General features: G+C 36.5%; 18 protein-coding genes and 2 pseudogenes. 8 read left to right on the top strand and 12 right to left on the bottom strand.

The genetic code is table 11. The features are described 5' to 3' along the window. Position 1 precedes the first annotated feature (1 nt). On the bottom strand, positions 2–991 hold the full coding sequence (locus LC419_RS08990; protein ID WP_223607024.1) for an NADP-dependent oxidoreductase: 990 nt from the start codon (positions 989–991) through the stop codon (positions 2–4). A 91-nt stretch (positions 992–1,082) separates the two neighbouring features. Here LC419_RS08990 and LC419_RS08995 point away from each other — a divergent pair, with 91 nt between their 5' ends. Next, the gene (locus LC419_RS08995) at positions 1,083–1,460 is read left to right on the top strand and encodes a helix-turn-helix domain-containing protein (protein WP_223607026.1); all 378 of its coding nucleotides are present in this window, start codon (positions 1,083–1,085) and stop codon (positions 1,458–1,460) included. 156 nt (positions 1,461–1,616) lie between these two features. Here LC419_RS08995 and LC419_RS09000 read toward each other — a convergent pair. Further along, positions 1,617–2,141, bottom strand: a pseudogene (locus LC419_RS09000) (IS982 family transposase); the annotation flags it as partial. A gap of 85 nt (positions 2,142–2,226) precedes the next feature. On the opposite strand from LC419_RS09000, the gene LC419_RS09005 reads away from it, so the two are divergent. Continuing rightward, complete coding sequence (locus tag LC419_RS09005; RefSeq protein ID WP_223607027.1) at positions 2,227–2,820, top strand: DUF6624 domain-containing protein; 594 nt, start codon at positions 2,227–2,229, stop codon at positions 2,818–2,820. Between the two features lie 279 nt (positions 2,821–3,099). Here the strand turns inward: LC419_RS09005 and LC419_RS09010 are convergent. The 3 genes and pseudogenes from LC419_RS09010 to LC419_RS09020 form a co-directional block, all read right to left on the bottom strand. Beyond that, positions 3,100–3,276 (bottom strand): annotated as a pseudogene (locus LC419_RS09010) (IS982 family transposase); the annotation flags it as partial. Between the two features lie 36 nt (positions 3,277–3,312). Then, positions 3,313–3,597: a hypothetical protein gene (locus LC419_RS09015; RefSeq protein WP_223607028.1), complete on the bottom strand. Its 285-nt coding sequence runs from the start codon at positions 3,595–3,597 to the stop codon at positions 3,313–3,315. 261 nt (positions 3,598–3,858) lie between these two features. Beyond that, positions 3,859–4,224, bottom strand: coding sequence for a DUF1304 domain-containing protein (locus tag LC419_RS09020; RefSeq protein WP_223607029.1), 366 nt, complete (start codon positions 4,222–4,224; stop codon positions 3,859–3,861). 65 nt (positions 4,225–4,289) lie between these two features. On the opposite strand from LC419_RS09020, the gene LC419_RS09025 reads away from it, so the two are divergent. The 3 genes from LC419_RS09025 (at position 4,290) to LC419_RS09035 (ending at position 5,808) form a co-directional block, all read left to right on the top strand. Beyond that, positions 4,290–4,862, top strand: coding sequence for a Crp/Fnr family transcriptional regulator (locus LC419_RS09025; protein ID WP_223607030.1), 573 nt, complete (start codon positions 4,290–4,292; stop codon positions 4,860–4,862). A gap of 63 nt (positions 4,863–4,925) precedes the next feature. Next, positions 4,926–5,360: a DoxX family membrane protein gene (locus LC419_RS09030; protein ID WP_223607031.1), complete on the top strand. Its 435-nt coding sequence runs from the start codon at positions 4,926–4,928 to the stop codon at positions 5,358–5,360. A gap of 4 nt (positions 5,361–5,364) precedes the next feature. After that, positions 5,365–5,808, top strand: coding sequence for a carboxymuconolactone decarboxylase family protein (locus tag LC419_RS09035; RefSeq protein WP_223607032.1), 444 nt, complete (start codon positions 5,365–5,367; stop codon positions 5,806–5,808). Positions 5,809–5,891: 83 nt separating this feature from the next. Here the strand turns inward: LC419_RS09035 and LC419_RS09040 are convergent, their stop codons facing one another. From LC419_RS09040 to LC419_RS09070, 7 genes are all read right to left on the bottom strand, one after another. Next, a complete protein-coding gene (locus LC419_RS09040; RefSeq protein WP_223607588.1) occupies positions 5,892–6,323 on the bottom strand; it encodes a cyclase family protein in 432 nt (143 codons plus the stop codon). Positions 6,324–6,332: 9 nt separating this feature from the next. Next, positions 6,333–6,863: a hypothetical protein gene (locus LC419_RS09045; RefSeq protein WP_223607033.1), complete on the bottom strand. Its 531-nt coding sequence runs from the start codon at positions 6,861–6,863 to the stop codon at positions 6,333–6,335. Positions 6,864–6,939: 76 nt separating this feature from the next. Further along, positions 6,940–7,923 (bottom strand): aldo/keto reductase, encoded by a 984-nt coding sequence (locus tag LC419_RS09050; protein WP_223607034.1) that lies wholly within the window; start codon positions 7,921–7,923, stop codon positions 6,940–6,942. Between the two features lie 250 nt (positions 7,924–8,173). Beyond that, complete coding sequence (locus LC419_RS09055) at positions 8,174–8,848, bottom strand: type 1 glutamine amidotransferase domain-containing protein (RefSeq protein WP_223607035.1); 675 nt, start codon at positions 8,846–8,848, stop codon at positions 8,174–8,176. 79 nt (positions 8,849–8,927) lie between these two features. Further along, complete coding sequence (locus LC419_RS09060; RefSeq protein ID WP_223607036.1) at positions 8,928–9,215, bottom strand: putative quinol monooxygenase; 288 nt, start codon at positions 9,213–9,215, stop codon at positions 8,928–8,930. 2 nt (positions 9,216–9,217) lie between these two features. After that, the gene (locus tag LC419_RS09065) at positions 9,218–10,102 is read right to left on the bottom strand and encodes an NAD-dependent epimerase/dehydratase family protein (RefSeq protein ID WP_223607037.1); all 885 of its coding nucleotides are present in this window, start codon (positions 10,100–10,102) and stop codon (positions 9,218–9,220) included. Position 10,103: 1 nt separating this feature from the next. Beyond that, positions 10,104–10,718 carry an NAD(P)H-dependent oxidoreductase gene (locus LC419_RS09070; protein ID WP_223607038.1) on the bottom strand — a complete coding sequence of 205 codons (615 nt, stop codon included), beginning with the start codon at positions 10,716–10,718 and terminating at the stop codon, positions 10,104–10,106. Between the two features lie 191 nt (positions 10,719–10,909). On the opposite strand from LC419_RS09070, the gene LC419_RS09075 reads away from it, so the two are divergent. The 3 genes from LC419_RS09075 to LC419_RS09085 all read left to right on the top strand — a co-directional run bounded on the left by LC419_RS09075 (position 10,910) and on the right by LC419_RS09085 (position 13,912). Next, entirely contained in the window at positions 10,910–11,656 is a 747-nt protein-coding gene (locus LC419_RS09075; protein WP_223607039.1) for a metallophosphoesterase, read from the top strand. Between the two features lie 178 nt (positions 11,657–11,834). Continuing rightward, a complete protein-coding gene (locus LC419_RS09080; protein WP_223607040.1) occupies positions 11,835–12,767 on the top strand; it encodes an alpha/beta fold hydrolase in 933 nt (310 codons plus the stop codon). Positions 12,768–12,790: 23 nt separating this feature from the next. Continuing rightward, entirely contained in the window at positions 12,791–13,912 is a 1,122-nt protein-coding gene (locus tag LC419_RS09085) for a serine hydrolase (protein ID WP_223607041.1), read from the top strand. The last annotated feature ends 44 nt before the right edge of the window (positions 13,913–13,956 follow it).

Raw genomic sequence — 13,956 nt, forward strand, 5'->3', positions numbered from 1 at the left:
ATTAATGTTTCATGATCAGTTTATGACCTTGGGTCTGATTGTTTTTAAGAAGGGAATGGGCTTTTAAAACCGTATCCAGAGAAAGATTTCCTATTGTTTTATAATTGGGCGCACTGATTTTTCCTTGTTCAATAAGTTTTGAAATTTCCTCCAGGTTTCCTTTGTAGTATTGATAGTCTTTGTTCATGCTGTAGGAATAGTTAGAAATATTCATAATCACCGTTCCTTTGTTGAAAAGGGTTTCGTGGGCATCTTTCGAAATTAGGGCAGTTACATCCACATAAGTACCATTGATTTTCAAAACATCTGCAGTGATTTCAGACATATAATTCCCTACAAGATCAATCCCGAAATCGAAAAGCTGGCCATTATTCGCTTTTAAAAGATTAGCCGCAAGGTTTTCTTCTTTATAATTAATGATCTGATGATTTTTAAGGCCCAATCCAAGGAGAATCTGTCTGTTTTCTTCACTTCCGACCGTCGCTGTAACTTTTTGAAATTGATTCGAGATTAAAAACTTAATGACAAAAGAACCGACTCCACCTGTTGCTCCGGTTACTAAAACAGTATCATTATTGTTTAGTTTTAAGCGGTTGACGGTCTGCAGTCCTGTAAGCCCTGCTGAAGGGATAGCAGCAGCCTGTTCGAAAGAAATACTTTTAGGTTTAAATGCAACAATAGCCTCAGGAACAGCAATGTATTCAGCGTAGGAGCCGTTACTTCCCATTGAGCCGCTTCCGCAGAATACTTCGTCTCCAACGTTGAACTGATGGGCATCCGCACCTTTTTCGACAATAATTCCTGACATTTCACGGCCTAAAACGGGTGATTTGAGCAGTTTCCGTTCCAGTTCGTTTTCGATCATCTGATAATCGATAGGATTAAAACCACTGGCTTTGATTTGGATCAAAACTTCATGACTTTTCGGTGTGGGTTTTTCTATCTCCGCCTCTCCGAGCTGGAAATTTTCATTTAATATAATGGCTTTCATAAGAGTAATTTGATAGACAAATGTAAAAAGAGAATAGTTTATATTTGCTACCAGTTAACTATTGGTAACTAGTTACCTTAATGAAACTATTATGGCAAAAATCATAGAAAACGGAATAGAAAGAGAGGCTAGCTGCACGGAAGAATTATTTGCAATGCGTGACAGTCTGGATGTTTTGGGTGGAAAATGGAAACTGATGATTATCCGGTATCTGACCAACAGAACGGATCAGCAGATCCATTTCAAAAAACTGCAGCGGGGTATTACCGGAATCTCTGCTAAAATGCTCAGCAAAGAACTGAAAGAACTGGAAATGAATCTTCTCATCACAAGAACCATTCAGGATACAAAACCCATTACAGTTGCTTATGCAGTTACAGAATATGGAAAATCAGTTTTCCCGGTGACGGAAACTCTGGTGAATTGGGGAATTATTCATCGGGAGAAGATCAAGGAATCGATGGCGTAGCTTGATTTAAAGAATGAAAGGGGTTTACACATTATAAATATTTCACAAAAAAAAGATCTGTATCATCAGGAAGTATGATTTTAAGTTAGATCTACGCAGAGATGTAGGTTTTATTAAAAGTGTATTTAAAATGTATTGGATAATCCGTTGTGCATTTTAAAATATACTTGATTTTAGATTGTTGATTTTTTTGTTTAAATAGTTTTTATTAATAAATTGAACTATTGTAAGAGCTGTAATCTTTGCTAAAACTCTTGTTTTGAATCCTTCAAATGTTTTTGCATAATTCCTTCTTATTATAAATTGGTCACATAGCTGAGAGAATAATGTTTCAATTCTTCTTCTGTGCTTTTTAAAAAAGCAAAACTGTGGTTTGTAGTCTTTTTGGTTGATTCTTTTCGGAGTTTCCAAGGTAATATTAGCATAATTAAACAAATCTACCTGTGCCTCTGATGAGAGATGCCCTTTATCACCAAGCAAGATGCAATCAGACAACTGTTCTTTAATGTCCTTCAAAAAGTGAATATCATGAATAGATGCCGGACTTAGGTCTATACTTTGAAAAACACCGTTCACAGAACAAACCGTTTGAAGTTTGTAGCCATAAAAAGACATTTGCTGTGATGCGAAAAAACCTCTGTTTGGATAACAATACTGTTCATCTTTACATATTTTAGAGCGTGCGCTTAAAAATAATTCCTATTTTTACAATTAATTTTTAACCAAAAATGGTCAATCTATTTTGGAATATGACACAAAAATAGAAATGAAAATAAAAAAAATATTATTCAGCATATTAACCGCTCTTGTTTTAATGATATCAATATTCCTTTATATGAATAAGGATAAATTTGTCTATGTAGGTTCAGTAGATATTATTGAAGTCGATTGCAGCAAAAAACGACAAATCCTCAGCGAAGTTTTAGAAAGTGACCAAAGGATTAGAAAATCAAATGAACTCATCAAATACGCTAAAGAAGATCACAGGAATCAGGAATTAGTGATTAGCATTATTGAAAAGTGTGGTATGCCGACATTAAAGGAGGTGGATCAAAAACACATGGATGCAATCTGGTTGGGACTGCAACATAGTACTGAAGAAATCAGAAAAAAGTATTTTCCACAAATAGAGAAAGCGGTAAAAAATGGAGACTTATCTAAACAGCAATATGCATTGATGAAAGATAGGATGTTAATGGACGAAGGAAAACCCCAAATATATGGTTCACAAATAGAAAATGGTAAATTGTATAAATTAGAAAATCCTGAAACTGTAAACGAAAGAAGAAAAGAAATGGGGTTGGAACCAATAGAGGATTATTTAATAAAGTATTTTAATATTCAGTTCAATCCGAATTAAAAACACAACATATAATCACGTAGACGACTCCGGTCATAATTATTTGGAGTGTGTCTCTCACATAAATTTTATTAAAAAAAATGTCAACCTAGATCAGGATAATACAAAAAATTGTAAATAGCCAATGGATAACTTCTTTTATATTTTTTAAAATTCTTAAATTCTTTTGATTATACCTATCAAACAAGCCGTTAAAGAACGGCTGTTAGTGAACCTAATAAAAGCGCTGTTTCAATTACAAATACGCTTGACTTTTTTGGTGTAAATAAGACCAGGAAGTTGGCGGAACAGATGATTTTCGCTGCCAATCCCCATATATTCGGCAGTCAAGACGAGGCTTACAACCTCTAAATCCTTCATTTTGGGAATACGTCTCTGATAAGATAAAAGTGTTTCATCTGAAATTTCCCGTAAAACTTCCAAAATTCTTTCGTAATTTGCAATTAAGTTGTTCATTGTAAATGTTTTGTGGTAAAAACAATTTACTGATTTTCAATCGAATGAACAACTTATTTCTTTGCATTCATAATGCACAACGGGTATTGAATATTGATATTTTATATCTGAATCCAGATCGTATTTTGTATAATTCCACGTTCCCTGAAGCAATTGTATTAAAGCATCAAATATCTTGATTAGTTCTGCTGTTAGTAAAGGTTGTTCGAAAAATGTTTTAAAATCCGGATCTTCTGTTGGGATAGTTTGTAATTCGGTTACAGAAATATAACTTCCTTTACTATGGATAATGGTTTTTACAGTTTGAAGAATATCAATCATGGTCTGTTCTTCAAAAGGGTTTACTATATATCAATCCCATAAGAAGGCAAACCACCCAACCATATGGCCTTTTGTTACACTTTTGTGATATTCTTCAAGAGAGTATTTATTCGTAAAAATATACTGTTCTTTTCTTAATTCTTCATTAATATAATACAGAGCCAGCTGCATAAAAAAATCCGATATCTCAAATCCTCTATCTTTATAGTCTATCAATTCTATTCCCATATATTCAATAGGCTATGAATGTTCATTATAAAATTATTTGAAAATGACAGCAATAATGGCCAGTATTGCAGGCAATGCCTGTACAAAAAATATTTTCTTTGTTGCAGAAACAGCTCCGTAAATTCCGGCTATTGCCACACAGCTCAGGAAAAACAGCGAAATATTAGTCTGCCATTTTGGATCTTCAATCAGAAAAGACCAGATCAGTCCTGCGGCAAGAAAACCATTATAAAGTCCCTGATTGGCAGCCAGACCTTTCGTCGGTTTAAACATTTCAGCCGGCAGTGCCGCTTTAAATACTTCCTTTCCTTTGGTTTCCCAGGCGAACATTTCCATCCACAGGATATAAATATGTTCCAGTGCCACAATGGCGATGAGAATTTTAGCAACAAGTTCCATGATTTACTATTTTGTAATTGTAAAACTAAAAAAATAAAGTTAAGTTTGGGTATTCAATTGCAAAGATGGATACTTTCAAAGCGCATTTAAATAAATTTATTACAATCACCGATGAAGAATACGCTTCTATATTTTCTTTTTTCCAGGAAATTGAAGTGAAAAAAAAGCAGAGTCTGATGCTTAGTGGCGAGATCTGCAGATCGATGTATTTTGTTTCTGTGGGCTGTCTGAGGAAGTTTTTTGTGAACGAGAAAGGGGCAGAACAGACTACTGAATTTGCCATAGAAAACTGGTGGATCACCGACACTTTCGCCTATGAAAGGCAGATGAAATCAGATTTCTGTATTCAGGCAGTGGAACGTTCTACAGTTTTGATTATTGATCTTCAGCAACAGGAGCTTTTGCTGAAGAAACACCCTATCATGGAAAGATATTTCAGGATGATTTACCAAAGGGCATATGCCGCTTCGGAAAGAAGAATCCGCTACCTTTATGAAATGTCCCGGGAAGAACTGTATGTCCATTTCAGTACTTTATATCCATGGTTTATCCAGAGAATTCCTCAATATCTGATCGCTTCTTTCTTAAATCTTACCCCGGAATATCTCAGTGAAATCAGGGCGAAATTACGTTCTTAAACCAGTTTAAGATTTTTACCGAAAATAAGTTGGAAATTTGTCATGTTATTAAAAGCCAATATCATGACAGACAAAAATATTCAGTTTCCACAATTATTTCTAAGACTTGCCATCTCTGTGACCATGCTTTCTGCAGTGGCAGACCGGTTTGGTTTCTGGGGCAAAAACTCAGCCTGGGGAAACTGGGAGAATTTTGAAGCGTACACCCGAAAACTTACTTTTTTTCTTCCTGAAGGATTAAGTGTGTTTTCAGCTTATACAGCAACTTTTTTTGAAATACTTTTTCCACTGATGCTTCTTGTAGGTTGGAAAACCAGAATTGGAGCTTACGGAGCGGGATTGCTGCTGCTGGTCTTTGCATTGTCCATGACCATAGCATTAGGCGTTAAGGCTCCATTGGATTATTCTGTGTGGGTAGGAAGTGCCGGAGCATTTTTACTGGCTGTTCAGCCAAAGTATTCTTTTAGTATAGATCATTTAACCAACAAAAATAAATAATATTATGAGCGCAAGATTAAATATTGCCACAGTAGATTCAGCTGCTTACAAAGCAATGATGGGATTGGAAGGATATCTTCAGACGATTTCATTAAACCACATTCAAAAGGAATTAATAAAAATCAGGGCATCACAGATCAATAAATGTGCTTTCTGCCTTGATATGCACACTAAAGATGCTCTTAAGTACGGAGAAACCACACAGAGAATTTTCATTCTTGAAGGATGGAGAGAAGCCAAAGATTTTTTCACGGAAGAAGAGCAGGTGCTTTTAGCGATGACGGAAGAGATCACCCTGATCAGCCAGAACGGACTTTCAGAAGAGACTTTCCAGAAGGCAAAACAGTATTTTGATGATGCACAGATTGCACAGATCATTATGGCAATTGTCACCATCAATGCATGGAACAGAATTGCTGTAAGCACTCACTTACCGATTGCCAAATAGTTTTCCGTTTAAAGTTATTTACCAAAAAAGAGCACTTCAACAACTGAAGCGCTCTTTCTGTTATAAAAATTAGAAGGAATATTTTAATAGATAGCGACCGGATTGATATTGACCTGGGTAGATCCTACATACAAAGGCTGCCCCAGAACAAATAAGAATTCCCAAACTTTATCTTTCACCAATGGACGGCTGTCGATCAGTTCCAGATTGTAAATTCCTTTTTTTGTCAGCATCAACTGATTGACAGGAAATTCCTCTTTAGATTTTGGATTGGGGTACACTTCTGACGCCCATGTATCGCCACCGAAAGCGATGATTCCCTGCTCGGCAAGCCAATGCGCTGCTTCCATACCGATTCCGGGTTCTGTTTCTAAAAACTTTTGGTTTTCTTTACCGATCAGTTCAAGCCATCCGGTATTGAACAGGACAATATCTCCTTTTCTTAGGGTAAGATTCTGTTTCTTTAAAACAGCTTTAATATCTGCTGTTGTAAATTCTGTACCACCCGGAACTATTGCTTTTCCTTAATGAGCGGTCATATCTAAAACCACACCTCGGGTTACAAAAGGAGGAACTTTTTCAATGCCTAATTTCTTTACGCCTTCTACAGTTACAAAATCAACCGCTTTATTTCCGTTGTAGTAGACATTATCAATTCCAATGTGCCCAATACCGTTAAGCTGAGTTCCAACACCTGTCCATCCGTTGACAAGTTCATCATTGAAAGTGAATTTATTGGGTCCGATGCTTTTTCCGCCCTGTTCTCCGGGCTGGATATTATATAAATTAAAACTTCTGTGTCTGAAAGCCGGTAGGTTTTTGTCAATGGCAACAGCCAGTGGAAGTGTTTTACCTTGCTTTACCAGTCCTACAGCTTGCTTTACGACTTCTGCAGTTAACAGATTGGCGGCTCCTATTTCATCTTTAGCGCCGTAAACAGAAGGATACCATGATGTATCATCAGGATTAATGCTGAGGTTTTGAGCCTTTATATGAATGTTGCTGATGGCCAATAGAATGACCAACCCGAACATTCTGATCAGATTCTTTTTCATTTTTTTATATGATATGGGTGTAAGAAAGAAAATCAGTAAACCGTCTCCCAGGATAAAGTTTACTGATGATACAAGATTAAATTTCGCTTAGCGCTGTATTGATGAAGTTTAATTCATCCTGAGAAAGATCTATTTCCATTGCTTTGGCATTATCAACAGCCTGTTGTGCATTTCTGGCTCCTGCCAAAACTACGGTAATAGCCGGCTGCATAGTAGTCCATCTTAATACCAGTTGGGAAAGGGAAGCTCCTTTTTCCTGAGCAATGGGTTCTATTTTGTCTAAGAAAGTTTTTACTTTACTTAAATCAAACTGTGAAAAATAACCGTTTCTGTGGTCATTGTCTTTTAATTTATCCTCTTTGAAATATTTACCGGTCAAAAGACCTCTTTCCATAGGACTGTAGACGATGATTCCTGAATTGTGCTCCAAAGCATAAGGCACAAGGTCGCCTTCAATAGCACGCTTCAGCATGCTGTAAGAAACCTGGTTGCTCGCTAAATGCAGTGTTCTGTTGGCTTCCTGCATCTGGGAAACGCTATAATTGCTGACACCTGCTGCAAGCACTTTTCCCTGCTGAATCAAAAGTTCCATGGCTTCCATGGTTTCACAGATAGGGGTGGTGCTGTCCGGCCAGTGAAGCTGTAAAAGATCGATATAATCTGTTCCCAGTCTCTTTAAGCTTTCTTCCACTTCTTTGATAATATTGGCCTTTGAAGCGTATTTATAAACCGGAAGCGTTTTGCCTTCATCTTCTGCATCGAAGAAAAACTCACCTTTCCCGTTATTGCTGCCGTCCCATACCAAACCGAATTTGGTTAATAACTGAATTTTCGAACGGTCTTTTCCTTTAATGGCTTCCCCGATCATTTCCTCACTGAGTCCGAAACCGTAAAAAGGTGCCGTATCAATGGAAGTTACGCCGTGATCCAAAGAAGCATGAATTGAATTGATGGAATCCTGTTTTTCATTGCCGCCCCACATATTTCCTCCGATAGCAAAGGCTCCGTGAGTAATTGCAGACAGTTCCAGTTCCGTATTTCCTAATTTTCTGTATTCCATTTTTTTGTCTTGATTATTTATTAAAATTGTGAACCACAAAAGCCTTTTTTCTTGAACCACCCCGTCAAAAATTCTTTGAATTTTAGCCACCCCTCCACAGGAGGGGAATTCTCGACCGACGAATTTTTGTCATTATGAAAATCTTTGATTTTCATACAACTTAAGTGATCTTCCTTTTTTCCAAGTTTTTGAACTTAAAAAAAACTAAAGTGTTTGAAAGCTTTTGTTTCTTTTGTGGTTAAAATCTAAATTATTTACTAAGTTCCTTTAAAATTGCCTCACCTACACTTTTTGCAGACTGAGGATTTTGTCCTGTAATGACCCTCTGGTCACTCACCACATGGTTCTGCCAAAGCCCTGCTTTTTCAAATTTTGCCCCTCTTTCTTTCAGTTTGTCTTCCAGCAGGAAAGGAACGACGTTGGTTAATTTGACTTCAGCTTCTTCCTCATTGGTGAAAGCATTGATCTTTTTGCCGTCTACCAGATATTTTCCGTTATTCAGTTTGATATTGACCAAACCGGAAGGACCATGACATACTGCTGCTACAATACCGCCATTGTCATAAATTTTTGAAGCAATACCAGCTAATTCCGTATTATCAGCGAAATCCCACATCGCTCCGTGACCTCCGGCATAAAAAATAGTACTGTAATTATTGGGATTCACCTGAGACGGCTGTAAAGAATGATCGATTTTATTTTTGTATTCCTTATTTTCCCAGAATTCTTTGTTGACAGGATCTTTTAAATCAAATCCGTCTACCGGTGGAGTTCCGCCTTTTGGGCTTACAAAATCAATTTTATATCCTGCTTTGTGAAGAACTTCCCATGGATGAGAAACTTCACCCAGATAATATCCGGTGTCTTCTCCCGTATCACCTTTTTTATCATGACTGGTCACGACGAATAAAATTTTCTTTTTCATACGTTTAGATTTTTGGTGTTGTGCCTGAACAAATCCTATCGTCAATAGGGTTACCAATAAAAATGCTAATTTTTTCATATTAAAGAATATGCGTGGTATAAATCTGTGGTTTTTCCTGTAATTTTTCGTCAACAATAGCTCCGAAAGCCTGAATATAAGGCTGCTGATTATGCTGCGCCAGTCCTTCATCACTTTTCCAGATTTCGTAGAATATAAACTGGTTTTTGTCTTCAATTCCCTGGTGAAGGCTGTACAGTGCGCACGCGTCTTCTTTTCGGGTTTCTTTTACCATATTCTGAAGAATTTCCAGAACTTCTGCTCTGTATTCTTCTTTGGCCTTTATAACTGCTGTAAGATAAATGTTCATGATTAAATAAAATTTTCGATTGATTGATATCGGGGATTCCAGCCCAATTCTCTTTTTGCTTTGTCTGAATTACACAGACTATTGGAGGCAAATCCAAAATATCCGCCTGCCGGACCAAAAGTATTCACGGCTTCCTGTACGCTGACAGACTGTGCCGGTTGTAAATTATAGTGTCTGCTTATATTCTCCGCCAGATTTCTGATCGTTGAAGATCCGTTTTCCGCATAGTAAAGAGAGCCTGCCTTTGCTTTTTCAAGTGCAAGTACATAGAGATCTGCCAAGTCTTCAATATGCAGATTAGACCATACATTTTCACCTTTTCCAAAATAAACTCCAAACCGTTTTTCTTTAGAGAAATTGATTAAAGCCGGAAGCTGAATGCTATCCTTTTTCAGTCCCAGACCTTCTCCGTAAACCATTGTGGGTACAATAACAATACTTCTTATATCTTTTTTAGCAGACTGAAGAACATAATTGTTGATCAATACCCTTGAAGCCATTTCCAGTCTTGGATGTAAAGGAATATCTTCAGTATAAACAAAATCACTTTTTTCCCCATTTTCTTTTCCTCCAAATATGGCGGAACCTGAAGTGAAAATAAATGTTTTGCCAGTCCCCTCCAATGCATTGATCATACTGTCTGCTGCAAAGGCGTCATCAGCAGAATCTGCTGTGTGGATAATGGCATCAGCCTGGGAAATCGCAGCTTCCAAAACGGCTTCATCATGGATATTCCCTATAATGGGTTCAATTCCCAATGGCTTAAGCTTTTCTGCCGAATCTTCATTACGGACAAGTCCTGATACCCTATAGTTTTTGTCTAATAACTTTTTGGCAACAGTACCACCGATATAACCGGTAATTCCTGTAATAAATACCCTTTTCATGTTAAGCTAACTGTGGTTTTAGTTCCTGTGCAAAAACTTGTTCAAGATGTTCTCTGTAAAGCTTCATATCACGTTCTATATTGGCATTTTTCTCTACATCATGGAAGTGAAAACTTTCCATTTTTTCTAAGGAAACGAAGGCATTCATTCTGTGGAAACCAAATAAAGGCCCATTATCTACACTTGTTTCATTGAAGAACTCTCCGGGAATCGTAAAAGCTGTTTCAGGAGCATTCCAACTGGTCGTTACCATATATTTTCTTCCGCCAAGCATTCCTCCTGTTCCGTAATTGATTTCCGGATTTTCTGCATTTCTTCCGTCACTCATATAGATTCCTTTCGCATGACCAGCTGTGAAAACTTCGTCGATATATTTCTTAAGACCGTTGGGAAGCTGGAACCACCATATCGGAGTGTGGTAGATGATAAAATCTGCCCATACAAATTTCTTAACCTCTTCATCTTTGTCGAATCCTTCTGAAACCTGAGTAGTTTTTACTTCTATATTTTCGAATTTATTCAATACTTCCAAAGTATTCTGAGCGATGGTATCGTTATATTTTCCTCCGGAATGTCCGAAGTTCTGTCCTCCGTTAATGATCAATACTTTTTTCATTTGTTTATGATTGTTTAAATTTTATGATGCAAAGTTAGTTTGCAACATTGTATAATAAAAATAGCATGAATTATATCTAAGTATTATAATACTGATAGTTTAAATTTTGTCATTCATGTGAAATGTCATACCGTTTATTGATTCCATTGTCACGACTCTGCTGTAAATTTGTTATGATTATTAGAGTGGATATGATACAGATTGCGGTTTTTAGTGATGTGCATGGAAATCTTCCTGCGCTGAATGCAGTGTTGGAGGATATAGATAAAAGAGGGATTCAGCAGAAATTCTGTCTGGGAGATCTGGTAGATTTTGCTCCCTGGGGAAATGAAGTCACAGAAAAGATCAAAGATCTGAATATTCCTTGTCTGATGGGGAATCATGATGAAAGAATTGCTTTTGATATTCCCGTGGTTCCTTTATCAAAACATTCAAAGGAAGAAACGGAGGCCAGATTTATTGCGATTGATCATTCCAAAAGACATATTACAGAGGAGAATAAAAGCTTTTTATCCGAACTTCCTTTCCATTTAAAATTAAACTATAAAATAGGGAAGAAGCATTGGAATATTCAGCTTGTGCATTCAAGTCTGTCCAGTAATGATACCTATTTGTATGAATCGGAGAATGATGAGCTTTTTGCAGCTATGCTCAAGGAGTCTCAATCCGATATCGTTGTCATGGGCCATACCCATTTATCATTTACAAAATCTTTTGAAAATAATAAATGGGCCATAAACTGTGGCTCTGTAGGCCGTTCGAAAGAAGAAAACCGTCTGGCTTCTTATCTCGTTTTAACGATGAATGAAGAACAGATTATTCCAGAAATTATACAGATCGCTTACCCGCTTGAAGAAACCGTTCACGCCATAGAAGAGAGCAGAATTCCGAATTATTATGCTGATTTTTTAAGAAATGAAAAAGCTTTGATGCTCTAAAATATTTTCCGAAATAAATACAAATTGTTGATTTTTAGTATTTTGTAAATAGTCGAACGTTGGTTTACAGAAGGTCGAACTCATTTTATCCGTTAAAATCAGTTCGACTTTTTTTATCCGGACTTTTCTGAAAATTTTCTGATTCATCTTTGCATCAGATTATTAAAATTTAGAAATCATGAAAAAAACAGCCCTGTTTATTCTTTTACTTTTATCAGTATTTTGTTTAGCACAAGCCGTAAAAGTTGATACTATTCTCACTCCCGAAATTGGCGGAATAAAACAAGTCATCGAAATTAAAACCGATGATTCCAATAAGCCGATACTTCTGTTTTTATCAGGAGGCCCCGGAAGCTCAATGATGAAAAATGCGGATTCTTTTACGCATATTTTAAAAAATAAATTCACCATTGTTCAATGGGATCAGAGAGATGCAGGAAAAACACTGGCATTAAACCCCTCTCCGGTTCAGCCATCCGTTGAGCTGATGGGTAAAGATACCTTTGAAGTGATCAGTTTTCTTAGAAGGAAGCTAAAGCAGGAGAAAGTATACTTGTTGGGAAGTTCGTGGGGAAATGCTTTAGGATTTTACATTGTTAGAAATCATCCTGAGCTTCTGCATGCTTATTTTGCAGTCAATCCTGTGATCAGTCAGCTGGCCAGTGAAAAGGAACTGCTTACAATTCTGAAAAATCATTTTAAAGAAGATCCTGTTGCCAGCAAAGAATTGGCGAGCGTGCATATTCCGTTTACGATAGATGAAGACCTGTTTTATCTTAGAAAATGGCTTTTTTATAAAGACGGTAAAAAAAATGTCACCAGTGATGAATTCAAAAAAGGTTTTCTTCAGTGGTCCAAAACATGGTCACCAGCCTGGAATGAAGTCATGAAAATAGATTTACCGAAGACTTTAAAGAAAGTGAACTGTCCGATCTATTTTTTCGTAGGGAAAAACGATATCCAAACTTCTACCGCCATTACAAAACAATATTTTGAGAAGGTAAAAGCACCTAAGAAAGACCTGTTTTTATTTGAAAACTCAGGACATCAGATCCATAAGGACGAGCCGGAACTATTTCAAAATAGAATCATGAAAACATTAGAGTATTAAATTCAAATTAAAGCGTAGAAACCATGAAAAAAACAATTGTTTTTACTGTAACATTTCTCTCAGTATTTTGTTTTGGGCAACAGCCAATAAAAGAAACTGTCAATCTGAAATCAATAGTTGATCATGCCGTGAATAAGATGGTTGAAAAACCAGTGATTAACGCTGTGTCGATCGGAATTGTTTACCAGGGGCAGGAATACATAGGGCATTATGGTGAATTGGAAAAAGGAAAATCCAACCTGCCGAATAATGAAACCATCTATGAGATCGGTTCCCTGGGTAAAACTTTAACCGGAACATTGGTGGCGAAAGCTGTTTTGGATAAAAAATTAAAGCTTGAAGACCCTGTTCAGAAATATTTATCTGAAGATTATCCTAACCTGGTTTTCAATGGTCATCCCGTTCTTATAAAGGATTTGGTGACTCACACAAGTGGCTTACCTAAAATGCTGCCTTTGGAAGTAAATGCGGTACTGAATGATTTCACGAATGAAAAAGCACCTGAGAATACCAATAATATCTTGAAAAACTATAAACAAAAAGATTTTTTAAGAGACCTTCACACCGTAAAACTGGATGCGGTACCGGGACATAAATTTTCATATTCAAATGCCGGTATTGAACTTTTAAGTGCTGTTTTAGAAAAAGCTTATCATAAAAATTTTGAAGTTTTATTAAAAGAATATTTTGCTGATAACCTTCAAATGAAGCATACGAAGATTAATTTATCAAAAAAAGAAGAGGCCCATCTTGCCGTAGGATATCATTGTGATTATAATGCCATAGCTCCTGAATTAATATCATCACTTTGGGGGTCATCAGGTAACGTGAAAACAACGCTTCCGGACATGATGGAATACATAAAGTATCAATTAAAAAATACTCCTGAAATAGCAGAATCGCATAAGCCTTTGGTTAAAATTGATGATACGTTCAGTTCAGGATATACGTGGAGAGTCATTACGGATGAAAAATTGGGAACTTTGTATAAGCATCATGGCGGCGTTTTTCGTGCACAATGCTTTATCTACGTCATACCAAAATATAATCTTGGCGTTTTTATTATAGCCAACCAAAGTGGCGTAAATACAGGAAAAGATATACAGAGTGTACTCGATGAAATATTTGGAAGTATATCATTATAATAATTATTCCGTAACTTTGTATCAGAATATTAATAATTAAAGTT

Source organism: Chryseobacterium sp. OSA05B (assembly GCF_019970065.1).
Classification (GTDB): domain Bacteria; phylum Bacteroidota; class Bacteroidia; order Flavobacteriales; family Weeksellaceae; genus Chryseobacterium.